The sequence below is a fragment of the Marinobacter sp. Arc7-DN-1 genome, assembly GCF_003441595.1.
GTDB lineage: Bacteria > Pseudomonadota > Gammaproteobacteria > Pseudomonadales > Oleiphilaceae > Marinobacter > Marinobacter metalliresistant.
Genome location: NZ_CP031848.1, coordinates 403416 through 428155 on the forward strand (window position 1 = coordinate 403416; position 24740 = coordinate 428155).

21 protein-coding genes are annotated in these 24740 nt (G+C 51.1%); 15 read left to right on the forward strand and 6 right to left on the reverse strand.

Features of this window, described 5'->3' with window-relative positions; all coding sequences use genetic code 11:
• Positions 1-17 precede the first annotated feature (17 nt).
• From D0851_RS01935 to D0851_RS01985, 10 genes are all read left to right on the forward strand, one after another.
• Positions 18-1550 (forward strand): Wadjet anti-phage system protein JetA family protein, encoded by a 1533-nt coding sequence (locus tag D0851_RS01935; RefSeq protein ID WP_117617105.1) that lies wholly within the window; start codon positions 18-20, stop codon positions 1548-1550.
• Positions 1543-2235: a DUF4194 domain-containing protein gene (locus D0851_RS01940; RefSeq protein ID WP_117617106.1), complete on the forward strand. Its 693-nt coding sequence runs from the start codon at positions 1543-1545 to the stop codon at positions 2233-2235. The genes D0851_RS01935 and D0851_RS01940 overlap by 8 nt, the downstream gene beginning before the upstream one ends.
• A complete protein-coding gene (locus D0851_RS01945) occupies positions 2232-5876 on the forward strand; it encodes an SbcC/MukB-like Walker B domain-containing protein (RefSeq protein WP_117617107.1) in 3645 nt (1214 codons plus the stop codon). The genes D0851_RS01940 and D0851_RS01945 overlap by 4 nt, the downstream gene beginning before the upstream one ends.
• Before the next feature lie 41 nt (positions 5877-5917).
• Entirely contained in the window at positions 5918-7075 is a 1158-nt protein-coding gene (locus D0851_RS01950; RefSeq protein WP_117617108.1) for a hypothetical protein, read from the forward strand.
• Between the two features lie 1636 nt (positions 7076-8711).
• The gene (locus tag D0851_RS01955) at positions 8712-9344 is read left to right on the forward strand and encodes a DUF6988 family protein (protein ID WP_117617109.1); all 633 of its coding nucleotides are present in this window, start codon (positions 8712-8714) and stop codon (positions 9342-9344) included.
• A gap of 617 nt (positions 9345-9961) precedes the next feature.
• Complete coding sequence (locus D0851_RS01965; protein ID WP_117617111.1) at positions 9962-10585, forward strand: hypothetical protein; 624 nt, start codon at positions 9962-9964, stop codon at positions 10583-10585.
• Complete coding sequence (locus D0851_RS01970; RefSeq protein WP_117617112.1) at positions 10578-12551, forward strand: integrase catalytic domain-containing protein; 1974 nt, start codon at positions 10578-10580, stop codon at positions 12549-12551. The genes D0851_RS01965 and D0851_RS01970 overlap by 8 nt, the downstream gene beginning before the upstream one ends.
• The gene (locus tag D0851_RS01975) at positions 12548-13459 is read left to right on the forward strand and encodes a TniB family NTP-binding protein (RefSeq protein ID WP_117617113.1); all 912 of its coding nucleotides are present in this window, start codon (positions 12548-12550) and stop codon (positions 13457-13459) included. Before D0851_RS01970 ends, D0851_RS01975 begins: the two co-directional genes overlap by 4 nt.
• On the forward strand, positions 13459-15078 hold the full coding sequence (locus D0851_RS01980) for a TniQ family protein (protein WP_117617114.1): 1620 nt from the start codon (positions 13459-13461) through the stop codon (positions 15076-15078). Before D0851_RS01975 ends, D0851_RS01980 begins: the two co-directional genes overlap by 1 nt.
• Positions 15079-15426, forward strand: a complete 348-nt coding sequence (locus D0851_RS01985) for a hypothetical protein (protein ID WP_117617115.1) — start codon at positions 15079-15081, stop codon at positions 15424-15426.
• A 707-nt stretch (positions 15427-16133) separates the two neighbouring features.
• Here D0851_RS01985 and D0851_RS01990 read toward each other — a convergent pair.
• From D0851_RS01990 to D0851_RS20140, 6 genes are all read right to left on the reverse strand, one after another.
• Positions 16134-16553, reverse strand: coding sequence for a hypothetical protein (locus tag D0851_RS01990; RefSeq protein ID WP_117617116.1), 420 nt, complete (start codon positions 16551-16553; stop codon positions 16134-16136).
• A 224-nt stretch (positions 16554-16777) separates the two neighbouring features.
• Positions 16778-17131, reverse strand: coding sequence for a type II toxin-antitoxin system PemK/MazF family toxin (locus D0851_RS02000; protein WP_117617117.1), 354 nt, complete (start codon positions 17129-17131; stop codon positions 16778-16780).
• Between the two features lie 26 nt (positions 17132-17157).
• Positions 17158-17415 carry an AbrB/MazE/SpoVT family DNA-binding domain-containing protein gene (locus D0851_RS02005; RefSeq protein WP_117617118.1) on the reverse strand — a complete coding sequence of 86 codons (258 nt, stop codon included), beginning with the start codon at positions 17413-17415 and terminating at the stop codon, positions 17158-17160.
• 312 nt (positions 17416-17727) lie between these two features.
• The gene (locus tag D0851_RS20410; protein WP_227539409.1) at positions 17728-17949 is read right to left on the reverse strand and encodes a GNAT family N-acetyltransferase; all 222 of its coding nucleotides are present in this window, start codon (positions 17947-17949) and stop codon (positions 17728-17730) included.
• Positions 17950-18344: 395 nt separating this feature from the next.
• Positions 18345-18812 carry an RES family NAD+ phosphorylase gene (locus tag D0851_RS02015; protein ID WP_117617119.1) on the reverse strand — a complete coding sequence of 156 codons (468 nt, stop codon included), beginning with the start codon at positions 18810-18812 and terminating at the stop codon, positions 18345-18347.
• A complete protein-coding gene (locus D0851_RS20140; protein ID WP_162893667.1) occupies positions 18809-19222 on the reverse strand; it encodes an antitoxin Xre/MbcA/ParS toxin-binding domain-containing protein in 414 nt (137 codons plus the stop codon). Before D0851_RS20140 ends, D0851_RS02015 begins: the two co-directional genes overlap by 4 nt.
• Before the next feature lie 375 nt (positions 19223-19597).
• On the opposite strand from D0851_RS20140, the gene D0851_RS02025 reads away from it, so the two are divergent.
• The 5 genes from D0851_RS02025 to D0851_RS02045 all read left to right on the forward strand — a co-directional run bounded on the left by D0851_RS02025 (position 19598) and on the right by D0851_RS02045 (position 24740).
• The gene (locus D0851_RS02025) at positions 19598-20584 is read left to right on the forward strand and encodes a YncE family protein (protein WP_117617121.1); all 987 of its coding nucleotides are present in this window, start codon (positions 19598-19600) and stop codon (positions 20582-20584) included.
• Between the two features lie 74 nt (positions 20585-20658).
• A complete protein-coding gene (locus D0851_RS02030) occupies positions 20659-21243 on the forward strand; it encodes an RNA polymerase sigma factor (RefSeq protein WP_117617122.1) in 585 nt (194 codons plus the stop codon).
• On the forward strand, positions 21236-22051 hold the full coding sequence (locus tag D0851_RS02035) for an anti-sigma factor family protein (protein ID WP_117617123.1): 816 nt from the start codon (positions 21236-21238) through the stop codon (positions 22049-22051). Before D0851_RS02030 ends, D0851_RS02035 begins: the two co-directional genes overlap by 8 nt.
• Positions 22052-22378: 327 nt before the next feature.
• On the forward strand, positions 22379-23686 hold the full coding sequence (locus tag D0851_RS02040) for an ATP-grasp domain-containing protein (protein ID WP_117617124.1): 1308 nt from the start codon (positions 22379-22381) through the stop codon (positions 23684-23686).
• 214 nt (positions 23687-23900) lie between these two features.
• Positions 23901-24740 carry a substrate-binding periplasmic protein gene (locus D0851_RS02045; protein WP_117617125.1) on the forward strand — a complete coding sequence of 280 codons (840 nt, stop codon included), beginning with the start codon at positions 23901-23903 and terminating at the stop codon, positions 24738-24740.

The following is a 24740-nucleotide window of genomic DNA, read 5'->3' on the forward strand; positions in this document are numbered from 1 at the left end:
AAACCCAGGATGAAATCATGAAGGCTACGCCGGAGCCGCTCGAAATGGATAACAGGGCGGAATCTTTTTTTGTAGACGATAACGTCAATTTCTTTCGCCCCTTAGTTGGACGGTACCGAGAGGTTGTCGTGTCATGCCTACGGGAGCTTTATTACCGGCTCTATAGCTGGGATGCCGATTACAACGTGCACCTTAATCGGGAGGATGTGCTTACCATTTTTCAGGGCGCAATTAGCCGTACTGCATTGCTCGACCGTGACCCCGACGTAGATGCATCCGAGGAAGCCGATGACAACCTGTCGGTTCAGGATCGTGCAGCTCGGGTGCTGAAGAAGCTGATGGAGTGTGGTTGGATTATTGACTACATGGACTCAGTAACGATGCGCAAATCCTACCAGTTGACCCCAACTGGTAGGCGGTTTTGCGCACCCTTCGTCCGAGACTTTGACGAACTGCTACCCCAGACAAAGAACACCCGGACAACTCTCTCTCTGCTCAACAATTTCTATAACTCGGTCCTTGCAGACACCCCCAACCCTCAAGATCTACTATTTGCCGTCCAAAGCTCTAGCAAGGTGGTAGTCGATCTAAACAGCCTGATTGAAGAGCTGGATGACAAAAAGCGATACCTCATTAAGGTTGTGAATAAAGACCTTGAAGAAGCAAAGCAGGCGGGCGATGACATCATGGGATACGTCCGTAATCGTCTTCTTCCTGAGCTTAGAACCCGCATTAAGACCGATTCCATCGAGCGCTACAAGAACGAAATACTGGGCATTATTGACAGGTTACATGCCTTGCCAAAAGAAAAGAAAACCATCATCGAGCGCGCCCTTCGCAATGAGACCTACAGAGAGAGAATTCCTGGGAAGCCTCCATCGATCCTTTTGTGGGCTCTGGACACTATCGACCTGTGTCTGAATAGGGCCTGTGAGTTTAAGGTGCCAGAACTCCGACATCAGGCCGACTCTTTTATGCGACGAATGCAGCTGCTCATCGATCACCTGACGACGATTTCTTTCGGTGAACATGAGCACGAGTCCATCTTCAAGGTCGTCAGTGAACTCAAGACCATGGCTGAAGAAGACTTCAACACTGTCCTTGATGGCAGTCTTAATGACATGGGCCACATTGAGCTTGGATTGATTAATCCTCTTAAGGTCAGCCTGCCCGTGCAACGCGAGAAGCAGGTGATCGACGACACCGTTGCTGAAGAGGTGGAGGAAACTGCCGAGCAGAAACGGAATCGCTATATTGTTAACGCCCTCGAGACCCTGTTCGCGGTGAATACCACCAGAATCCGATCCAGTGCCATCAAGGAACTGGCAAACGGTCGGAGACTTCAGGCCAGTGATGTGTTGATTGGTGACGTTGATTCGTTGCTGTTTGTGCTCAATGGGCCGGTGGTTGGAAGTATCGCCAACGAGAAAAATGACTTTATCGTTCACCCGATTGGTCGAACGTATGAGAACCCCTATCTGATTGCCGATGATTATGAAATTGAATACGTCGGACCTGAGCTGAAAAACTTCGAGGAAAAACATGATTGACTACATCGAGAGAGGATTGAAGCAGGCCAATGCCGACCTGACTGACTTTCGGCGTATCGTCAATCGACTTCTGAACCAACAGGCTCTGTATCGACGCCAGAGCCAGGCGGAGGGCGAAGACTACGATATGTATCTCCGCCTTGAGGGGCTCGTTCAAGACTACCTCGGGGTTCTGGGCTTCACACTGGTTCATCATGAAAGTCAGCGCTACCTGGTTTGTTACCCGCCAGGGGCGGAAATTCCCGGTGTCTACAACGACGACACCGAGCAACAGCATTACCAGCAGACGCTCAAGCGCAACGAAAAGATCATGCTTATTACGGTGCGCTACCTGTTTGAGGAATTGCTCAGGGAGGGCAAAGTGAGTGAGGAAGGGGTGGCTTTTGTTGACCTGGAAAAACTGAGCCACACGTTTGCCATGATCGCCAAGCAGTCCCTGGACAAGGAAAGCGAGCGCGAAGAACTACTGAAATTTCTCAAACGGTTGAGAATTGTCGAGTACAAGGATACTTCGGCACCCGATGCCTATATCGGTATTCGCAGCACAATCCTCTGCTTTACGCTGAACTCGGTACTGGATGAAGTCAATGCAGTATTGGGCCTTGAGGCGGGTGACGAGGAAACCTACAGCACCCCAGGTGATTTTTCCCTTGAGATGAGCGACGAAGAGGATGGCACAGTATGAAACTCGATAAAATCGGACTCATTAACTGGGCCAATCTTCCAAACCGTGAGTATGAATTTGATGCCCGCCTTAACTTGATTACGGGGCATTCTGCGGCGGGAAAAACCACCATCTTGGATGCCGTTCAAACGGTCATGACGGCAGCAAAACGCGGTCTATTCCAATACAACCCAGGTCAGGACGAAACGAAGCAGCACAGCCAGAAAAAGGAAACTCGGTCACTGGCTTCCTATGTGCTCGGTTGTGACGACGGTCGTTATTCCCGACCGGATGGCGCTTACTGCCATTTGATTGCTGTCTTTCGCCCGGATGCGCCTGGTGAACGAACCGAAACCCTGACGGCCATTGTCAGTGTTAGCGCCCGGCTGGAAAAATCCGGCACCAAGATGACCGCAAAAGAAGACGTCCAGCACTTCGCCCTAGTAAAGGGAGACGCTCTCACCTGCGACCACTTCATGGTTGACGAAGGTAGCAGGAAAACGATTGTCCCCCCTGAGCGCGTAAAGGAGCATTTCAAGAAGTATTATCCGGAGATCGGTGTCCAGGTCTGTTCGGGCAAAGAGGACTATCTGGTTCATTTGTACGGCGCGCTCCAAGGCAAGGAAGTATGCAACCGAACGGAGGCCAAGAATTCGGCGAAGCAGATTTCTAAGTTCATGGCCTACAAACCCATGGACACAGGCCTTGATGAGTTCGTGAGAGAGGAGGTTCTGGAAGAGAACGACATGAGCAAGGACGTTCAGCGGGTAGCGGGCATGATGAAGTCGATCTTTGACATGGAGCAGGATGCTCAGTCGATTAATGGCGCTATTACGGATCTAGAGGCCATGCATTCCTCTTCAACTTCGCTGATTAAGCACCGTATCCGGGAGAGCTTGCACCGCTATGAGAGCAAAAAACGCGAAGAGGCTCGGTTACAACGTGAATACCTTGGCCACAACGAGACACGAACAACCAAGCGCCAACAAATGTCCGACGCAAAGAATAAGGCTGATGAATTACGCCGGGCGTCTGAACGACTGACCAACAGACTGATTACTCTTAAAGCTCAGGCCAAAGGCATTGATGTTCTACAAGAAAAAGACCGCCTGGAGCGTCAGATTAATGAGCTACAGTCTCGTATCGCCATACTTGGTGCGGCAGTTATTCAAGCGGATCAGGTTCGGCATCAACAACGGAAAATCGCTGACTCCGGCCTTCAGGCGCTGAGTCTTCCTGAAGCCAAACCACCGTCAGGTAGTCTTGAGCAATGGCAGTCTGTGTTCGCCCATGCCATCGAACAAGATGGATGGGACAGCAATTCGATTCAGCAATGGTTGCAGAATAGCAGCACGGATGACATCTCGCAGGCACGAATAGATGCTCGCCAGACTGATGCCGCCTATGCCGACATGGCTTATCTCTTTCACTCAGCCAAGGATGAAATTGATAAGACGTTCTACGCCATACAGGGGCGAAAAGATAATCTTGATGAGCAAGCACTGGCACTTGGCAAAGAAATCGACAAGCTGGAAAACGCTGGTCAGATTACCCTGCCCCGCCATGTCGAAAGCATGGTTCACCTTATCAATCAGCAATTGCCTCAGGCCAATGCTAGCGTTCTTTGCGACCATATTGAGATCAAAGATCCGGCCTGGCAATTAGCTATCGAAGGCTTTATGGGTGGCAACCGGTTTGTGATCTTGGTCGACGAGGATTATGAGCGGGACGCTCTGGCACTGCTAAAACGAGAGGCTGATGCTCTGGCTCGCCGGAAAATCAGCTCTTCAAACGCTGTTATTCAGGGGCGCAAAGCCCGTCGGGACAGCGAGGGCCGCACTCCTCCCTCGGATTCTGTGTTTCATCTTCTGGAGTTCACTCACCCCACAGCGGAGGCGTACGTTAAAGGCAGTATTGGCAACGTCGTCACAGTCTACGATGACAATGTTCTGACGCAGACGCCCAGAGGTATCACACAAGACGGTAAAGCCTCCGGGGGATACAAGATGTATTCCGTGAAGATGAGTGAAGAGGAACTGGTGTTTGGACAGAACGCACGAGAACTGGCGCTTCTGGCCAAAAAGAACCGGCTGGCCTCCCTGGAAGAGGAACAGACGGAAGTTGATCGTCAGTTCCGCAACGCCGCATTCTGGCGGAAATCCGTAGATGGATGTCGTTCACCGCAGATCGAGGCTGGCCTAAAGGACGTGGAAACCGCGCTGAAAGAAGAAATGCGTTTCAAAGAAGAACTCGACTCACTAGATTTGTCAGATGCCGAAGACCTGGAGCGAAATATCGAGCAAACCAAAACATCAAGCCAAGAGGTCAATCGCCAGTTTGAAGAAGAGTCGAATCGCGTGGCTGTTCTGAAAAGCGAGTGCGAGCAGCTTTCCGGAGTCATCGATCGCCTTAGCAACCAAAAAGACCAGGCTGGTGCTGACGTCGAAGACGAAGAAGTCGGGCTTAGGCGTATGATGAAATACTGGCCTGCTATCGATGTGGACGAGGAGCTGCAAGCCATCGATGCGGCTTCGGATGAAAACACGGCTTCTCTGTTTTATTTCGAGACGCCCTATCTTAAGCGCACCATGACCTCGACACGCACCCTTCAGGAAGCATCCCGCGAATTCAACCTGAAAAAAGTTCGACAGCGTGCGGTTGACGTATCCGGCTATTTCTCGGTCAACACAAATGAGGACGACATTGAGAGCGTCATACACGAATTCACCCTGCTAACCGATTTGTTTCGCCAGGTGGACAACCTGCTCTACCAGTTTCGAAACGACATCCTAGCAAAACACGAGCACGACCTTGCCAACATGTCGAAGGAATTTCAGGACATTTTCGTCAACGAAATTTGCTACAAGATGGTCAACGCCATTCGAGATGGCAAGGATCGACTAGAAATGCTGAATCGCAGGCTACAGCACATCAAGTTTGGTGATGACCGTTACAAGTTCACCTCTGAAATGGTGCCCAAGTATGACGACTACCTGAGGTTTTTTAAGGAAGTGACTGACTCGGATTTCAATGACGTACTTCTGGTGGACAGCGAACTGTCACCAGAGGGCAAACAGATCTTTGAGAGGATTCGGAACCTGCTGATCAGTGAAGATCCGGATCGATCCCTGGTCGAGTTAAACCGGATTACTGATTACCGGAATTATCGTTCCTACGACATTCTTAAGATCGTCGACGACAAGGAAATTTCACTCAAGAGCTACGGTACCGGTTCCGGGGCCCAGATGGAGACGCCTAGCTATGTCATCAAGGCAGCGGCACTCAGCTCTGCGCTGAAGTTCGACCAGCAGGCACAAAGTCTTCGTATGGTCCTGATTGATGAGTCTTTTGCCAAGCTCGATGACTCTCGCTCTAAGAAAGTTCTGGACTACCTGTGCACCAACCTGGGATTACAGGTCATTTTCGTTGCGCCCAACAAGAGTTCATCCATCTACTACGATCAGGTCAACTTGAAATATGACGTGTCCAAGTCTTACGTTCCCGAAAAGGTGGGCGAGCTAAGCACGCGAGTTTACGTTCACACCGCCTGGCTCAAAAAGGACGCCATTAATGGTCTCTATGACCGCGAGAAACAGTTTGTTAGCAACCGGGCCGAAAACGGTGAACTCGACTTTCTGGAGGGACTTGATGCATCGGTATAAGGTCGCAAGCTGTCCGAATCACTTTCAATCGATGAATGCGCATGTCTGACCGACCGCCGTTTCTCAATAATGCATGCGTCCGTCGCACGTTGAACCGGTTTCTCGACAAGCTGGATAATCAAACGTTTGAGGAGCGGTCCAATCGACTGGTGGAAACCATCGACACAAAGCACTTCCCTGAACTTTATTCACCCAAAGAGCCGGGCGAGGATGATGTTACATGGCATCATCTCAGAGAACTGGAAGCCCATGGTGTCATTTCTTTCGAGAGGACCCGTAAGCGTGGTCTGAGCGCTGTTGCTTCCTGGGAGCACACTCGCATCGTGGCGCTTCCGGCGGGAGAAGCCCTAATTCGTGAGTGGCTTGGAAGGCCTGTCGTTGACGAAGAGATGGCTCGCTGGCAGAAGGCTCTGATACCTCACTTAACAGCCTTCAGGGAGCCAGGACTCATTCGCCCAGGAAATCTTGGCAGGCTGGCACAATACGATCCGGGTGCGGTGATTGAGCGGCTTGCCAGCATCCCCAAAGTGTTATCAGAACGCTCTCTCACACTGTACCAGTTAAGCGCTCAATTATTCTGGGGGGATTCAAAGGCCCTGCGAGGCAAAGAAAAACTTATTGATCAGCTGTTCGACATTCAGGTCGCACAATGGCTCGCACGTCCGGTACTGATTGAGGGAACCTACAGACACGGCTGTGATGGAGTGTTAATAGTGGAGAATATGGATACCTTCGTAGCTGCATCGACGGGCCAAATCAAAAGCGCTGAGAATTTAACCATCCTGTATGCACAAGGTTTCAAGGGCACCACCTCACGAATCCGAACTCAAAGCATGGCCCGGTTCTATTGGTCCGATTCGCCCTTCCCTGACCCACAATGGCTATTCCAGTTCCAACAGGCCTGGTTCAGTCGGTCTGAGTTTCCAGTACCAATCTACTATTTTGGTGATCTCGATCCGGCAGGACTCACCATCTACCGTCACATGCGTCAAATATTCCCCGAGATTCAACCTTGGAAAACTGGCTACAACGGACTTGTCGAGGCTCTGAAGCGAGGTGACGGGCATCCGATGAATTTTGCAGATAAAGGCGAGCAGGGCTTACTCCCTGACACAGGATGTTCTTGGATGGATTCGTGTGTAACGCCAGTGATGAAACAGACAAACCTTTGCGTTGATCAGGAGTACTTTCAAGATTAGTTCATAAATGCAACTTAATCCGGAGCCTAATTCGATACCAACTTCAGTTTCGCCCGTTGCGGCTGAGAAAAAACCTAAAATACTGTCCGCGATCATTGAACCACTACAATCCCGTTTTAATCGGGGTTATACGTCGCTGAAAATTTTAACGTATAACTCGCGTCTTAGACGGGCGTGCTAAATGACCTGAGTAATCACGGGGTGGTCCAGGGTATGGGTTTACAATAACGTCAGTAGCTTACGAATAGTGTCTGCACCTATGCTATTGATGGTTGTGTGCACCAGGCTCTTGAGCAACAGATCAAGGGGGACCACCTAAAAAGGGGCCGCAAAGTTGCGACTTCAAAGCGTGGGCTGAAAACCTGCATCCGACGCGTTTCTGCACAGCCAACAAGTCTTAAGAAAGCGACTTAATGTAAGATGCGCGTACGGAATGGCAAGCTAACATAGATCATTGATCTTAAATAACTTTCGGTCCAACCATCTCTCTCGCTCCCCAATATGCTGTCGTTAATTTCAGCCTTCTCGCATTCCGTGTCATGATTTGTAGTAGCAAAACCATATCCCTCAAAATGACATTAGCACATCCGGTGTTTCCAAAAGAAGCATAGCCGTCACAGGGATCGACTCCCTTCGATCCTTGAAAGCCGTAGAGCTGTTCTTGAAAATTGGCCAAGGCTTCCAGTTCCTCCGGGAAATGGCCGCCTGGAGCGCGTTAATCGCCTCCAGCACCTTTGTGCCCCTTTCTCCAGAGCCCTCTGCTCGATAGATACTGCTTTTGTCTGGAAAACCTGGTCCTTCAGTTCATAGAAAACGAATTAGGGGACATTACCAAGCAGTGAGCGGTTCAGCGGTTGGTCAATCCACACACACTGCCTGGGCTATTACGTTCGGCTCAGAAATTGACCTAGATTTGTAGCGCTTTGAGGGATCTTGACGCCAAGAGGACTTCGGAGGCGATCTGATGCGAGGATACAGGCAGAGTTGGCACGACTCCGGACTCTTCCGGCGTTAATGTGCCACCCGCTTTAGCGAATGAAACGTCGTAAGCTGCTAAAACTAATAAACTCTTGGACCAACCATCCCGCACTCTCCCCTGCTCAACGATCCCTTGAGGATACACAAAGAATATCAGGTTTGGGAAGCGTCAGCTCATAGCCCTTGGCATGGCGTCTGTTTGAGTCTGGCGTGGGACACACATTTCTGAGAAAAACCAAGCACCTGTCCTAAAGAGAGATTGCAGCCTATCATCAAGGATCAGTTATGCCTCGAAAGCCAACGCGAATCGGGGCTACCAAGTACTCAAAAGATCAAAATGGAGTGATTATTTGATGGCCAGCCAGTTTTCTTCACTACTCCGCCCCGTCCAACAGACGGTAACGGTTAGCGAGTTTCGTCAAGGCCCCTCTCGATGCTTTCAACAAGGGCCTGTAGCCGTTACAAGGAAGGGGCGCACCGTTGGCTACCTTCTCAGCCCAGAGCTGTTTGAAAACGCTCTAGCGTTACTCGCCGAAACTAAAGATCCGCGTGTGTTAAAGGACGAACTGGGACTCTCCGACTCTTGGCTGCAAAGTTTGGTCTCAAAAGACTAGAGGTTATAAACCAACCAAGGCGATAGTCGGTTAAGCTGCGTTTCATGAAAAATTTGAACGAATCTGAAATTTTCGACCACTCGGACAGTCTTGCCGAAGAGCTGCACGAATTAATCAGCTTGCCACTCTGCGACGATTCTCCAATGGTGACAATCAGCGAAGTTGCCTGCTCACTTTCACTTGAGCATTGGCACTCCGCAAGATTATTGCTCAGGGGAGGCCTTCTTCCATCAGCAACTGTGATTCATCGTGCGCAGTTTGAAGCGCTTACCCGCTCGGTTTGGGTCACGTTTGCCGCTTCTGATGAGCAAATTTCAAAACTTACGGCCGATCTTTCCATAGAATCAGAACAGGCGGCGAAGAACATGCCGCAAATTGCGCAAATGATGCAGGCGCTGGAAAAAAAGGGGCCTGCACATTTACACGATGCCCTAGTCCGCTTTAAAGACAATTCCTGGAAAGCGCTCAATTCCTATGCCCATGCAGGCATACATCCAATCAGGATGCATCACGATGGGTACCCCATCAGATTGCTGCATGACGTATTGCGCAACTCAAATGGTTTGGCCGCTATGTCGTGCATGCAAGCTGTAGTGCTTTCGGGAGAACAGCCGCTACAGCGAGCTGTTCTTGATGTTGCTGGGAAATATCCGTCTTGTATGCCGCCAACACTCTAAAGCCCTGGTCCTACCCACCTTCGGGCCGAATTCAAAGGAAGGAAGCTCCCCTTGATCAATCATTCCATCTTCTGATCGGTGGGGCCTAACGTGATCCCAGGTCAGTTAGAGTCTGCGAATTATTTCTTCAGCTCTGTCAGCGAATATCATTCGTCGGGCGAATAGCCTGAGCTTAAGGACCCAACTGCCTAGACAGGTAAAGAAATTCGCTGTGGGTCCTCTTATGAACGATACACGCTATTTTTTGTTTGGAAGAACTGAGTCTCCAATCGCGCAAAATCCGCTTATCCATCGGCTCGCCAAGGTGGGTGAAGTCCACCAAAAACCATTCTTTGGCGATCGTGTCGAGTTGAATTCCAGATTTCATGACAATTTTCTTTGTTAATTCTTGGAATTTTTCGCTATCTGGTGCAATGCGCTTAGATCAAAAGGTGATATCCAATAATTTTAATATAAATAATGATTGTTAGTGATTTCATAGTTCTACATGAAAAATTTATCAATTGAATTATTATTATAAAATTTAAATATCTGGTTTATAACGTTTTTTATACAAAACCTAGTATGGATGATCATTTTTTTTGGCACTAGTCTTTTCCCAAATTGAGGATTAAGACATGCCCATTAAACACAAAGATAAGTATTCCCGGATTAAACCTGCCATCGAGTTCTACTCAAAGAAAAACCGAGGACAGATGTTCTGTGAAAGCAGGACCGAAGTCGGCGCTTTGTACGAATTAGAATTTGATACAACGATCCGTCGATACCAAACCCAACCGGACACATTCTCTTACCGAAGAAACGGCTGTAAGCGACGGTATACCCCTGACGTCCTTTGTGAAGGCACGGACGGAAAATTCTGGTTTGAGGAAATTAAGAGCTGGAGGGGCGCGAATGCGCCAAGTTTCCAGAACAAACATCATTTTCTGACCGAACTCTTTAATGACGTCCTTGGCGTTCCCTTGAAACTGCGCCTATCAACAGCTCCTTACAACTGCAAATGGCGAGGGAATCTGGCTTTTCTGTACCGATACCTGGGATACCCATTCTGTGACACGGCCTATTCCGCGCTCGGATCGGTTCGCGAACCCATTACAGTTCAAAGTGTTCTAGACCGTTCACCTGGAGTAAAACTCAGTCTAAACACCGTCTACGCTGGCCTTGCTCAAGGGCTGCTCGGTTTCGACGATCGCCAAAAGATTGGTCCATGGACCACCGTATGGGGGGCTGACCATGCATAAGCCAATGTTTGCATCAGGTAGCCGTATTGTCTTGGACGGTAAGAACGCCATTATCGCTAACGAAAATGAAGACTTTTTCATCCTATTTACGGAGGACGGCGGGCAGAAAGAAGTTTCGAAAAAGGTACTTCAGATCGCTTACCAAGAGGGGCGAATGCGTTTTAACCTCGACAGCCCAGACTCAGAAATCGCGCGAAAGCCTTTTTTGACGACGACAGAAGCGAAAGAAGCCGCGCGCTTGCTCGCCTATCTTGAGCCCATGACCCACTACGACAACACCGGCAGCACAAATACCGCCGCAACGGTCATTAAAGACGTAGTGAAAAAGCACGGAGATGCCGTACTGCCTGCGCCTCGTCCGATCACTTTGTATAAGTGGTTTAGAAAGTGGACACAAGCTGGCAAAGATATATTGGTCTTTTTCCCCGCTGGCAGGACTTCGCGGAGAAAGTCTTCGATCGCCCCCGAATACTTGGAGTTGATGACCAACACTATTGATGAGCTGGTACTAACTCGCAACCACTGCACAGTTGCTCGAGCCTACCGCGAATTTCGGTGCCGAGCGGCAGCTCTTGAGTCCAAGAACCGCATTCCATGTCAGCAGGCTTTTTACGACCATTTCCATCGAACCGACCCGCGAATCAAGATCAAAAAGCAGCAGGGTAACTCTGCGCTTGTCGAAGCAACTCGAATTGCTCTGCGCACCTACGAGGTACGACACCCTCTAGAAAGGGTAGAAATTGATGCTGTCCATGTGACGATGGCCTTGGTGGACGAACATCTGAATTTTATTGCCAACCAGTTGGTTATTTATCTTGCGATAGACGTTTACTCCAAAGCCATCGTTGGTTTTGCGATGCAATACGGGTTCAATAAATCGGAGAATGCCGAGGGAGTGACTGAATGCCTAAAGTCGATATTGCGCGATAAGCATCACGACTTTCCGTATCTCACCAAACCCTGGCCAGGCGGAAAGCCAACAACCATCGTCGGTGATCCTGGCACCGCGATTATCTCTGAGTCGTTTACGAATCTCGCTGGGCATTACCAGATTCACCGAGAGGTAACCGAAGCTCGTCAAGGCTGGAAAAAACCCCACATCGAAAGCTACTTCAAAGTTCTAAGGGCAGATTTTCTACAACGACTGCGGGGCTATGTTCCTAAACGATCTCCCGGCTTCAAACTAGATCATAAACTCAAGGACATACGGGGCTTCATGGCCCATGAAGTCGAAAAAATGATGATTACTTATTTGGTCGAGGGTTATAACCACGCGGCTCAACATAAGCTCAATGGTATGACACCTCATGAAAAATGGCTGGAAGGCGTTGAGAAATATGGCGAACCTGAGATGGTAGATGACTTGAGCTTTGCCAACTCATTTGGTGGCAACCTGACTAAACGTGTACTTGACCCGAACAAGGGTATCTTCCAAAACAAACTTCGCTACCACTCTGTTGCACTACAGAATCTCTATTTTGAGTCGGTCAAAAAACACGGTGAAAAATGTAAGGTTGAGGTGCGGTGGTCTTCGCAAGATCTGACGCAAATTATGGTCCTTGATCCTAAATCGAAGACGTACTTGTCCGTCCCCTGCACAAGAGATCTCCCTGAGGGTATGACCTTGGCGAAATTCAAGGCGCAGTCAAAAGTGGTCCAGCAATGGGCACACAACGATACCCTCAAGGATTCCCCTGAATTCGAGAACTCTCAAACTCGTGCGCGGCAGATCGAGCGCGCTAAGCCAAGCCGCAAACAGCCCGAAGCAACTGAAGCACAGTTAATGACCAACCAGCAGCTGGAGGGTTACTTTGCTCAGGGAGAGAAGAACTCAAATTCGACGAATTCTGCTTCAGTGGCTATTCCGGACAATTTCATTGATGCAACCGAATCAGACCTGGAGCGAGCAAATCTGCCGGAAGCGCCCAACGACCGCAAAATGACGGTCAGGAGGCGCAAATCATGAGCCGCATTAACGAAAAACGAGAAGTTTTTCTGGATACGATCATTGAACACCCGGCCTTTGGCCAGGCCCTGGATGCCATTAAGCGAATCCACGCAAATCGGGGGCCGAGGGCGAAAGGAACGATCGTTTACGGTGATTCCGGTGTGGGGAAAACCACGCTAATCGATGAGTACCTCTTGGAAAACCCAAGGGTTGAGGAAAGGGATCGCACGCGCATTCCAGTTGTGAAAATCGAGACTCACAGCGGCCAGACCGACAAGATGATTGTTCAAGAGGTCTTACATGCCCTGAATTGGCCCTACCCCTCAACCGCAACGATGCCCAAGCTGTTTGCTCTTATGAAGAGGGCATTCATAGAACTTGGTGTGGAACTGGTGTTTTTTGATGAATTCCAGGAGGTGTTGCCTCAGAAAACAAAGGAATTCCCGCAAATTGTGCGCTTCATAAAAAGGGCTATGAATGAGACAGGCGTGCCGTGGATACTTGTGGGCACCGATCAAGTTCAGTCTACGCTCGAATTGGGCGGTAACCAGATGCGCCGTCGCTTTAAAGGGGCCTATCACCTCCGGGCGTTTTCAATTCGGTCTCCTGAAGATTACTCGGTTTTTCGAGATTACATTGATCTATTGCAGCAGGCGCTCCCCTTTCACTGCAAGCATTTGACCGAGGAAAACAATCTCCTGCGGCTGTACTGCGCAACCCTCGGGGTACCGGGATTTATCGCCAATCTACTAGATGAGTTGATCGACCTTCATGAGAATGACGAGGTAGTTACTCTTGATCACCTGGCTCAAGCGCACCAAAGAGCATTTGTCGGTTCAGGCGACACTACGGCAGGGGCTTTTCTTTCCCAAAATCCATTTCTTTTGCCGATTGCAAAAGTGAAAGAAATTGCGGGGAGGTTGTGATGCAGCTTCCATATCGCCCGCTACCCCGTCCGGATGAGAGTCTACCGGGATTCAGTGTCAGATTAGCCACAATCTATGGCTTCAGAAGCGCGGACGCGTTCTCTCGCCAAGTCTTCGGTTATTCACTACCCCGTTTCTTGCCGGATAAGTCCGTTTCAATGGATAAATGGCTGGATTCACTTGAGGCCATTTATGGCTGTGATCCTTCGTCCCTTAGCGAGCATTTTGTTCATCTAAGGCAGAAATATCAGTGTGAGGATTCGCGACGGATCATAGCCGACATCACTATTGGTTCACCGAGAATCTGCGAGCATTGTCTTTCAGAAAGCCACTACCATCGCTTTGAATGGCAGGTCGCACACCGGATTGTTTGCGACCTGCACGTAAGTCCAATCCTGGATTCTTGTCCTGAGTGCCAGTGCTCGTTCAAGTGGGACGAAAATATCCTCAGCGGCTGTAAAAACTGTGGTTACATCTGGGGATCAAGGGGCTCGAGCCGTCAGCAATGGCAAGGCTACCTCAAGGCGCAGCAGTCGGTCGCTGATCTAGACAGGCTGTATCGGGGCTACCTCCATTCTGCGTTCAGTAAAGGGCACAGTGTCTGGCCTAAAGCCCAGGTTCCTTACGATCCAAAGTTGCATTCTCAACTGATGCAAAGCGCTTACCGTTTGGTTTGTGATCCAGAGTGGAACGAAGCGTTATCTGGGAAGTATCACTCCCTTCGACCAGAGGATCATTTTGATAACGGTTTAGCTAAGACGCATGCCTTACGAATAAAGAAATTGGCCAGCCCAATTGCAGCGGCACAGGTGTCCTTCGGCGATGATAAACCGTTCTTACCCGACGCTCCTGAATTGGTGATACCGAAGAAACATCAAAAGCATTTGAGATGGGTGCAAGCTGAGGATATCTGTGAGGCCGATACTGTAGCAGCAGTATTAGGACTGTCTATTTCTCAGGTTAACCAACTGGTCTCGAGGGACGTCATTCGGTGCCTATCAACATCACAGATTCTTCGGGACCGCGTATTCAACTTAAGAGAGGTATCCAATGATATTTCGCATCTCTTTGAGAATGCATCTCCCAAACCGGCAAAAAAAATAAGCGTGCTTACTCTCGATGAAGCGGATGGCCTAGTGCAGAGGTTCGGATTCGACCTGGTGGACTGCATCGAATGGCTCCATTCGGGAAGCTTATCTTTCTCACTGACCGATGCTCCAGGGTGTTTAGCAGGGATTAGGATCGAAAGGGAAACACTCATCGACCACTGCGAGTCGTCGTTCATGAGACGAGCCGCTGATGAAGAGTTAGACCGCTTGACCGTAATGAAAATGCTTGGGGTGCCGGAAAACGTACTCGATTTTCTTGGCAAAGAGGGAGTTCTTCAAAGTGAGCGGTGGTACGGTCCTGGTGTTCGCTACGAATTCGGAACCATCAAAGAATTCTTGAGTCGTTACCGCATTGCCAGACGGGAATCATTTATCCAAGGAATCCCAACCTCAGAAATATGGAAGCGACTCAGTCCTTCCAAAGCCGATGTGCTTTTGACAGAACTGCCAGGTGGGCATTTTGTGGGTATTGTTAAACGGGACAAACTGCCAGTGAGCGAGGCGGCGTAAATGACGGACGATGACAGGCAGAAAAGTGGTGTTTCCTCAATGTCAGCTTTTAAGGCCAGAAGAGGTCTTCAACGGTTGCTTGATGAATATTCCTCATCTCTACCTCCGCCATCGTCACGATTTCCCTATCTCATTTTTCTCTATCCAGAAAACCTGGCTGTCGATTCGCGACACCTTCTTTTCGAACAGCTTAATCGGCGTGCCCACAAATTCGGTCAAACCTTGGTCATCACTGACGTCGGTTTTGACCGGGGTGGGTTCTACGTAAACTTTGACGAGATCGGCTCCTCTGAGAAAGATCCGGACTACGACGATCTAATCGATAATTGGAACGCTGCTCTTAAGTGACATCTGCCAACCCCTGCGGCCTATAGGAGCCCTCTCCCTCGCAACCATTCCGAATTGACACTTCCCTAACAGCGATCCTCGCAAAACCAACGTCTTTCAGAGCTATTTGCCATTCGCTTCAGTAATGCTATATTACTTTAAGTGAACGGCATATATTCATGTTTTTAATTATTTTATAGGAAAAGAAATTTACGTTTTAGCTTTATTTTTTCGAAGAACTTACGACTTAGCTTTAAGCGAAAATATACGCTATCTGTACTTTTGTTTTAAGTCGCTGATTTCACGAACGACAGAATTTACGTCAAGTCTCTAATCACCATTTTTTAGTGGACGATTGCACAAAGTGCTGAACAAACGTTGCACAAGTGAGAGGAGCCGCGAATGGAGTTGATAACACCTACTCTTTCGAGGCTAGCAAGGAGACCGAGCCAAAGAATGTTTTCTTCGAGCTCACCAAATCCAGTGGGTTCTTGCGGCGGCCGTGATTCTGATGAAAGCCTTCAAACATCGGCGTAAGGCCGCGTGTTATTCAGTATCGTGAGGGCTCCACCGCTTGGCTAGTGGGCATACCGAACATACCGCCGCATCAGATTGGGCCGGTGCGGCGTGGACAGGCTCAGTACCCTGGCCATCATGTCGTCTTCCTTCTGCTTCCAGGTCTCATCGTCCATGTCTCGCACCCACGACAACATCCGCTCTGCCAACCCTCAACGTGGTGAGTTGGGCTCTACATGGTTTTGATGCATGGTGACTGGGAAATCCGAGCGAAGCGCCCTCACCTCCCAAGGGAAGCCAAGGTTGGAACTATAAACCAGCGCCAGGCGCTCAAAGCGGCGTATTCCGACCCGATTCTTGGCATCAAAAGTCCCATCGCCAACATCGACAATAAGTGCATGTGAATTCGGCGAAATCCGCCGGAATTCAACAACGTCAAAAGCGGAGTGCTCGTTGCACGCTTCGGCCACGTCACGCAATGGTGCCGGCAAATTCGACGTTACCGACTTTCCCAGCGGCTCTCCGTAGTCAATATACTCAGTCGTCACTGCCTGCCCTCGGTGGAGCAGCGGATGCGACTGACGCTGTTGCAGCAGCGGTAACGGCAAGCCTGAAGCCAGACCTGGCGGCATGCAATACGATGGGCTCCGGCTTCTTGCGTGTGGGCTCTTCTCCGGTGCACTTGAAGATGGCAAGCTTTGCGGCACAATGGTGCCCGAAGGGTCCGTCAAATTTACGCGGACGGACGAGGAACTGAGCGCGACGAGAGAGGACTATAATAGGCGCAATAGGTAGTCACCAAATTCAGAACAAACTGAGCCGGGCTAGAACCCGGTTCGGCGAGGTTTTAGTCTGGCTATTCGTCTGGGTCCGTTATGGTCTCGAAGCGGGCTAGCGCCTCTGCAACGACTTGGGGTGGGGCCGATTCTGCAAACTTGGCGTTACGGGCTTTCAGATCCAAAGTTCGCACTTGGCTGACAACGGCTACGCCTTGGATTTTGGTCTCGGAGAGGTGTACCGCAAATCCTTTATCTCTTTCGTAGCCACCGCCTTGCGTAATTGGGGCGACGAGAGCTCTTCCGAGTTGGTTGAATTCTTTGCGAGACAGGACAAGGCAGGGACGGGGATTGCCTTTAATTTCTGATCCTTCGGTTGGGTCCAGGGTTACCCAAATAATGTCACCCTGATCGAACGTGCGTTTCGGTGGCATAAATTCATCCTTCTGTTGTGTTTAGGTCATAGCAGTTCCTCCCCAGCTGTGGGTGCGTTGTCCCAGGCTTGAAGGTCGTCTGCAACTGGTGCGTTCGGGTTGCACTGTGCGACCAAGTCCTGAAGTTTGTACTTCCGGCGAGTCTTTGCAGGCTCGATGACTATGCGCATTCCATCCTCCTTGATGGAGACGTCATCGCCCAACCGGAGATGCAGTTTCTTCAGAAGCTGTGCAGGCAGTATCGCGCCGGCGCTGTTTCCGATTTTTCTGATGCTCGTTTTCATGATTTTGGTGCTCATTCAATAAACAATAATTTTCACTTGAGCGGCGTGTACTATACAGGCAGTGTGGTTGTGTGTCAACAATGTTATAACCTGAGTGCTAACATTGTTCTAACTTTTCTTGGTCATTATTGCGCGCCCTTTGGGCCGGGCTTCTCCGGGTTCGCTATTCGCTCATTCCGCGTTGCAGGACTGACGCCCTCCATATCTCGGACGCTTTCGACCTCAAGTTTTATTGCGATGAAAACCTAAACCGACTCTGGAAATCAATCATTGAGGCTAGCCTGTCAACTGCAAGTTCACATGCCCTTGCAGCTATTCCATTTCCCAAAACTCTGATCTTATGAAATAGCCGAAATCCGCAACGCCACCTAACTCTTTAACACCGCAGAACCCGATGAACTCATCAGCTTCAGCCTCGGCAACATCGAAGCGGGATGGGTTGGCCAGCGTGTCCTCGAACCACGAATCTGCTTCGTCTTCTGTCAGGGCGCGACGAGGTCCCACAAATCTCATAACTTGAGGATCTCGAAGCATACACCGTGTCACCGTTCTCCGATTTTGTCGAGGAAAGACCATTTTTGACGGGAAAAGGACCGCTTTTATCAATTAGCGGCGATCTAAATTCGTCCGGCGTCTGAAGCGCTTTCATGATGTGATTCCGCAGCCCCGTAGTAGGTTCATGAGTTTTCGTAAAACGTCACGTAATGAACCATTTCATGAAACTCAAGGCCTTTCAAGCATTCAAAAACAACGTCTTACACCAAAGTCTAAGATCCATGAACTACTGCACCGCGCATAAGTTAAATTATCAGTGCTATTCGGCTAGTCCAGGGGCATCGTGGCGAGTGCCCGTCGCTAATCGCTGGCCTGCTGATCTGTACCCGGTCAATCTGGTCGGGGTGACGACATTGCGATGCGCAAACAACGTTTCAGGAATCAGAGCGCAGTCGATCATCAAATTGGAAGGTTACCTCAACGGCCTCTTCGATAACCGCTTCTGCGTCGGGGTGTTCCGGATTAAGGATGAGGTTATATTCTTGTGGCACAACACACGAACGGACCGCCAATGCGAGCGCTTCGCCGTCGATGAGGAAGTCGGTTCCGAGCTCTTGAGTGCCTGCTGACACTCTTGTTCCGTTCCAGTCTCTTGGGTAAGCGTCGTCGGCCAGGATCATAACCTGACTGTCGGGCACCTCGATTTGGAAAAGCAGATAATTCTGTAGACTGTCTTCCTCACCCAGATTCACCAGAATTTCTAACTGAGCAAGGGCAATACTCTCGGATAGATACACTGCCGGGTGATTAGGCAGATTCCAGCGACCCCCATATTGGCGCGCACCAAACCCAGAAAACGCAGTGTCCCTGTGTTTTCGTTTTGTGATTCGGTACGCCTTCATGCGTACACGCCGTGCTCAAGCTGCCCGATCAGGTCCCGTACCATGCGAATGCCAGCCTCGGTATCCAGCAGATCAATAGGGCACTGGTGCTCCAAGGCTCGCGCCGGACGCTTAAGCCACCGCCGTGCCTTTTCTCGGTCACCTTCAAACAATTCCACGGCGTCACGCATCACCAGGTGCAAAGTGGCTACCCGATCCAGCTCTGCCTTGTTCACGGTGCCGTCTTCACGTCGGCGTACCAGGGTGCGCGGGGAAATGTCCAACAGTGTGCACAAAATAGCGTCGTCGATGTCGTATAGGGCCTTCAGGGCATCCAGTTCCCTGGCCTTTCCGCCGCGGCGGATCTTTTTCACGCCCTGGACACCGGCAAACACGTACTTTCCTGTGGTGGTTCTGCGATGAGCTTTCACAGCACCACGCCCCTCGTACACGGCTCTAACGTTTGCCTTACCAGGTCCAAAATGCGCTTTAGGGCTTTGCTTTTTCTCGGTGATCGCTGACATAAAACCTCCCGCCATTTGGCAAAAATAGTTTACCACAATGGCGCCGGAATTTCTTGCAGGCTTATTCGACTCTCTGTGACCCCATCGCGACGAATAAGCAGCTTCCCTTTCGTTGCTCCAACAAAAACCGTCCGGGAATAAATTACTCCCCGAAGACGCCCTAAGCGGTAGAGATAGTTTCCGACGGATCTGTCGTTGCCGCGCCGTTGCCGGCACAGGTGTCCAGTCGGGATTCATTCATCGTTTGGGGCTTTTAACATGCAACAAAAAATAAGGCGTTTCATGAAATCGTTCGGCGCAGTCGCCGGAATCGCGCTCAGTGTCAGTTTGCCAGCGACAGCAACTGAAACATCTCGCTCAGCCCCCGGGCTTAGTCTGGAAAAGGCGATCAGCGATCCCCTGTATATCGCGGTCCAGAACAGCGGCATGGTGAAGGTATTACCGTCGAAACAGGCCTGGCCTGGCGTGGCAGGCGCTCACTACGATGCTCTCAACACGGACGCAACCCGGCTCATGGTGTCGGGCTTTAAAACCGGTAAGGTTTACGTATTGAATACCGCCAACGGGAAGGTGTTGGCCAGCATACCGATTGGTGAGGTGGCCCAGGGCGTTAAAATTTCACCAGATGGTCGTTATGGTCTCGCCGTCGCCCCCTCCCAGGGCGATGTCGCTGTTATTGACCTTAACACTCTCGAGTTGGTTAAAAAAATTCCGGTTGGGAAAGTACCTCACAATCTCATTTTCAGTGCCGACGGAAAACGTGCTTACGTCACGCTTCAGGGGGCAGGCGCCATTGCCGTGGTTGATATGCAGACCCTGGAAAAGCAGCACGAGATCCCGACGCCAGGGCTGGAAACGCCCCACAATATCGACATCAGTGCCGATGGACAGCGGTTGTGGTTGCGTGATTTCACGGGCAATGTTGGCGTTCTGGACCTGGCGAGCGAGAAAATCATCAAGACCTTGAAAGTGGCCAGTGGACATGGCGGTATCGACGTGGTGCCTGGCGGGCGCTACGTAGCAACCGGTGCTATCTCTGCATCCGTCGTTACCGTGATCGACCCCGATAGCCTCACCATTGTGAAAACCGTTGAGGTCGGAACCGGTCCTCACGGAGTGCGGGCAAGCCGCGACGGAAGGTTTATTTATGCGTCGGTCACCGCGGACAATCACATTGCCGTCATTGATGCCCAATCCCTGCAGGTAGTCCGCCGGGAGCCTGTCGAGGGCAAATTTCCCTTCTGGATCGCGGTACCCGGTAATCCATGACAAAAATCAACGGGATGGGGAGTAACAAGTGATGATCTCAAATTCAGTGAACATCAACTCGTAACGGGCAGCCAATGCGCAGCGCTGGAAGCAGGCAGCAATTCGATACCCTGGTACGCCCCTGGCGTTACCGGCTGTACGGTATTGCGCTGCGGCAGGCCCCGTCGCCTGAGATGGCGGAGGACTGGACTCAGGAGACCCTGCTAAGGGCCTGGCGGGATTTTGACCAACTGGGCGATCATGTGGCTGTTTATGCCTGGCTGCTTAAAATTCTCAATCGTGTGGTAGCCGATTGCTATCGCCGAGACGGACGTCGCCACCAACTGGCTCCGGTGCTCACAACCGAGGATCCTGTGTTAAATGAGCATCCCTGCGCCGCACCGGGCCCGTTCGATCAGGCCCTGAAAAGTCAGACTGATGCGCACGTGATGGCGGCCATTCAGGCCTTACCGGATACCTTCCGGCAGGTCATTCTGTTGAGGGACTTTGAGGATTTCAGCTATCAGGACATTGGACAGATTCTGGACCTGGCACCAGGAACGGTGATGAGCCGTTTATCAAGGGGGCGCCGCCTGCTCGCCGAACGACTGATCAAGGCGGCACCCGAAGCCCCTGTTGCCAGTAATGCAAAGCACGCATCGGTGAAGCCACATGAGTGACAGCAACAAAACAGAAACCCATGGATTTTCTGACCTGCATGTCCGAATACAGGACTGGTTGGCCGGCTACGCCGATGGTCAGTTGGATGAGCATCATACCGACCTTGTCGAAGCCCATCTCGCTGGGTGTGAGGCCTGCCGTAACGATGTCGTTCGCCAACAGGCCCTGTCCGCCCGGCTACAGCTCATACCCACTCCCCGATTTGCTGCAAGTTTTGATAAACGGCTTGATGACGCGCTAGCAGAAGCCCCGGTGACTGGCAGGCACAAATCAGGTCATCAGCGGGTAGTGAACATAAAGCACTGGCTGAGCCGTCTACACCCGTTGGTTCTTGTTGGCGGTGGGGGTTGGGCTGTTGCCCTGGTACTTGCGGCGGTGCTCCTGATGCCTAACCTGACGCCGGGCAACATTAACCAGATTCCCATGGTCAGTGATGTGCTGATTGATTATCAGCGTGTCGCTCGGGAAGACCTGCCCTCGCAGTCCGGTGGCTCAGGCGTGCCTCCGCCGATGCAGTGGGCAAACAGTCGGGTCCTGGCAACCTGGATGACCAGTGTGGGAGGTGACCCCGCCCAGGCCTACGCCATGCGCCGGGGCAACAGTCTGATCATTCAATACCGCATCTCGGAGCGCGTGTTCTTCCGGAATCCGGACGTCCGGCAAGCAGTCGCTCGTGCTGGAGACTTTCGTACCCGTGACGATCAACTGGAAGTGCTCGGGATACCGATGGAGGAGTCCGGGTTATTGGTTGTCGCGCCCGCAGGGAATCTACCGGCGATTGGCGAGTTCACAACGGAGGCTTCCTGATCCGGGGTTGGTGGTGATTATTTGACCACCGTCTACACTAGACCGACACCGGGTTTGCCTCAAACCAAGGGGTGCGCGGATGCAGCCCAACAAGCAAATGATTCCGGGGCTTTCGTTTCTATTTGTAACCAGACCGACTATGTTGATAGGTGGGATGCACGTGACCCGCTATATCCCGCCGGGTGAAAAATTCACGAACTTAAGTGTCTCACCTCGCCCCGGAGTCACTCAATCCCCTATAAACGACACTGCCTGAAGGCTCCGTTTACCTGGTGCGCTCCAATATCTGCGCAGTTTGTCTGGGTTAACCAGCAAGGAGAACATCGAATGTCGATAACATCAGAAAAGCAATTACCCGAAGCGATAGAAGCCTGGCTCGATCCGGGCATGGATTCGGTTAAAGGAACTGAAACCCCCAAGGATCCGAACAAAGGCTACATCGCCCTGCTTGGCTGGAGCGTCAATGCGATCAAGGCGGCGCAAAAGTTTGACCGTCGCTACATAGTCGTTGCTCCGGAGTGGGCTGCGGATTTCTGTACCGCAAACAAGATACCTTTCATCCCGTGGGATTTTATCCGGTTGAATGATCGGTCCCTGGAGATTGCCGAAAAGCTGAAGGCGGAAGGCGTCGATGTCGCCATACCGTTATTCGAGGAAACCGTCGAGTGGTCAGGGGCGATTAACTCTGTCCTCCTTAACAACCCTCGCATGTACGGGCAGTCCATTCTGTTTCGTGACAAGGCTCTGATGAAGCGCCGTGCCCAGCTTGGCGGTATTCGCGTCGGGATTTTCGAAGAGGCGCACGAGAAAGAAGACATCGTCCGCTTCATGAAGCGTGTCAACCAGACCCTGCTCAAACTTGATGGTGACCCGGATGACCCGATTCACGTCAAGGCCTTCGACAAGGCCGGTTGTCTCGGTCATAGAATGATCCGCAAGATAGAGGAAATTGACACCATTCCGGCGGAAGAATATCCCCTGCTGATGGAAAGTCACCTGGATGGCTGGGAATTTGCCGTTGAGGCCTGGATCCACGGTGGCAAGATCAAGTTTCTCAACATTTCGGAGTACGTAACGCTGGGCTACTCGGTATTTGTACCCGCTACCGAGCAACTCGAGAGCTGGCGTAACGCGATCACCAAACAGATCGAGTTACTGATCAAAACGTTCGACATACAGTTTGGCCTGATTCATCCGGAGTACTTCGTCACTGCCGACGGCGAAATGTACTTTGGGGAAGTTGCCTATCGTCCGCCCGGGTTCAAGGCTTTCGAGCTTATCGAGCGGGCGTACGGGTTCAATGCCTACCAGGCTTCAATGCTGGTATTCGATCCAAAAAGCACCAAAGAGGAAGTGGATAACTTCTTCCCCCGCGAAGTGGTCGATGCGAAGGGCTACGCAGGTTGCTTCGGTGTGTATCCAAGGCGCCGAGTGGTCAGCAAGCTGGAAATGCCCAAAGAAACGATTGAGCATCCCTACTTCGAGTCACACGAATTGCATGAACCGACAGAAGAGACCGTTCCCGACCGGTCGGCCTTCGGTACTCATTGGGGTCTCATCTTCTTCTTTGGTGATGACCCCATCAGGATGCGGGATCTGCTGAAAGCTCAGGAGGATCTGGACTTCTACGTCTAGAGGCCCGCTGAAGAGTCCAGTTCACTATGGGCGCATCTGTCAGGATCAGAAATACCCAAACTCCAGATCCTGATAGACGTGCCCCGCATTCTGTAAGGGATGAGGTCGGGCTGGCAAAGGTCATGGCGGCATACAAATTTCGGGGGCCACTTCAGTCTCTGTTGGCGCCGTAGTCTAAACTTAAGCTTAATCACAGCTTGAGGCACTGCCGATTATGAGGCGCGGATGGTTCTTCGTATTTCTGATTGTGCTTTTTTCCACGGTGCTGCACATTCCGATAACCCGAAGCACGGAAACTGTTCGTATTACGACCGGACACTGGCCCCCATACCTGGATAAAGATCTTCCGGGCGGCGGATTTCTTGCGCGGATCATTCGGGAGTCTTTTGCGCTTGAAGGAATTGAAGTCAGGTTTTCTTACTTCCCCTGGTCCAGAGCGCTGGCCTTGGTTCACTCACCAGATTATGAAGCATCTGCTGTGTGGTCTTGCACTGAAGATAGAAGCCGGGAGTTCGTGTTCTCCGCTGCCCTGATTCCTTACGGATGGTATTTTTATTACCGGGCCGGGCAGCCTTTCGACTGGGAAACCTTGACGGACCTTCAAGGTATGACCGTCGGACTTACTCAGGATTACAGCTATGGGGAGACATTGGCCGACGTCATCAAAAGCGGGCTCGTTTACGGTGATGTGACAACCTCCGACCTTGCCAATTTAAAGAAACTACTCCTGGGAAGAATCGATCTGTTCCCGATGGACCCTGTGGTAGGCGAAGTCATGATAGTTCAGCAGTTGGGGCCTGTTGCGGCATCCCGGCTCACTTTTCACCCGAAGCCCGTCAGAACGTCGTTCTTTCGCTTGCCATTCTCAAGGAACGACGAAAAATCCGCCCGTCTGATTCAGGCGTTCAACAAGGGCTTGGCGTCACTACGAGAGAGTGGCCGATACAAAGCCATCATTGATGAGGCTCTGGAGGCATACCGTTCGCCCAAGGCAGAAGCTATCCTTCGGGAAAGGCTCGCGAACTGGGAAGAGGAACCCGGTCCCTGCTCTTGA

What these genes read in the sequence shown, in the direction of transcription:
- D0851_RS01935 (WP_117617105.1), top strand. Translation starts at nt 18, where the DNA reads ATGAAGGCTACGCCGGAGCCGCTCGAAATGGATAACAGGGCGGAATCT.
- D0851_RS01940 (WP_117617106.1), top strand. Translation starts at nt 1,543, where the DNA reads ATGATTGACTACATCGAGAGAGGATTGAAGCAGGCCAATGCCGACCTG.
- D0851_RS01945 (WP_117617107.1), top strand. Translation starts at nt 2,232, where the DNA reads ATGAAACTCGATAAAATCGGACTCATTAACTGGGCCAATCTTCCAAAC.
- D0851_RS01950 (WP_117617108.1), top strand. Translation starts at nt 5,918, where the DNA reads ATGTCTGACCGACCGCCGTTTCTCAATAATGCATGCGTCCGTCGCACG.
- D0851_RS01955 (WP_117617109.1), top strand. Translation starts at nt 8,712, where the DNA reads ATGAAAAATTTGAACGAATCTGAAATTTTCGACCACTCGGACAGTCTT.
- D0851_RS01965 (WP_117617111.1), top strand. Translation starts at nt 9,962, where the DNA reads ATGCCCATTAAACACAAAGATAAGTATTCCCGGATTAAACCTGCCATC.
- D0851_RS01970 (WP_117617112.1), top strand. Translation starts at nt 10,578, where the DNA reads ATGCATAAGCCAATGTTTGCATCAGGTAGCCGTATTGTCTTGGACGGT.
- D0851_RS01975 (WP_117617113.1), top strand. Translation starts at nt 12,548, where the DNA reads ATGAGCCGCATTAACGAAAAACGAGAAGTTTTTCTGGATACGATCATT.
- D0851_RS01980 (WP_117617114.1), top strand. Translation starts at nt 13,459, where the DNA reads ATGCAGCTTCCATATCGCCCGCTACCCCGTCCGGATGAGAGTCTACCG.
- D0851_RS01985 (WP_117617115.1), top strand. Translation starts at nt 15,079, where the DNA reads ATGACGGACGATGACAGGCAGAAAAGTGGTGTTTCCTCAATGTCAGCT.
- D0851_RS01990 (WP_117617116.1), bottom strand. Translation starts at nt 16,553, where the DNA reads ATGCCGCCAGGTCTGGCTTCAGGCTTGCCGTTACCGCTGCTGCAACAG.
- D0851_RS02000 (WP_117617117.1), bottom strand. Translation starts at nt 17,131, where the DNA reads ATGCCACCGAAACGCACGTTCGATCAGGGTGACATTATTTGGGTAACC.
- D0851_RS02005 (WP_117617118.1), bottom strand. Translation starts at nt 17,415, where the DNA reads ATGAAAACGAGCATCAGAAAAATCGGAAACAGCGCCGGCGCGATACTG.
- D0851_RS20410 (WP_227539409.1), bottom strand. Translation starts at nt 17,949, where the DNA reads ATGCTTCGAGATCCTCAAGTTATGAGATTTGTGGGACCTCGTCGCGCC.
- D0851_RS02015 (WP_117617119.1), bottom strand. Translation starts at nt 18,812, where the DNA reads ATGAAGGCGTACCGAATCACAAAACGAAAACACAGGGACACTGCGTTT.
- D0851_RS02025 (WP_117617121.1), top strand. Translation starts at nt 19,598, where the DNA reads ATGAAATCGTTCGGCGCAGTCGCCGGAATCGCGCTCAGTGTCAGTTTG.
- D0851_RS02030 (WP_117617122.1), top strand. Translation starts at nt 20,659, where the DNA reads ATGCGCAGCGCTGGAAGCAGGCAGCAATTCGATACCCTGGTACGCCCC.
- D0851_RS02035 (WP_117617123.1), top strand. Translation starts at nt 21,236, where the DNA reads ATGAGTGACAGCAACAAAACAGAAACCCATGGATTTTCTGACCTGCAT.
- D0851_RS02040 (WP_117617124.1), top strand. Translation starts at nt 22,379, where the DNA reads ATGTCGATAACATCAGAAAAGCAATTACCCGAAGCGATAGAAGCCTGG.
- D0851_RS02045 (WP_117617125.1), top strand. Translation starts at nt 23,901, where the DNA reads ATGAGGCGCGGATGGTTCTTCGTATTTCTGATTGTGCTTTTTTCCACG.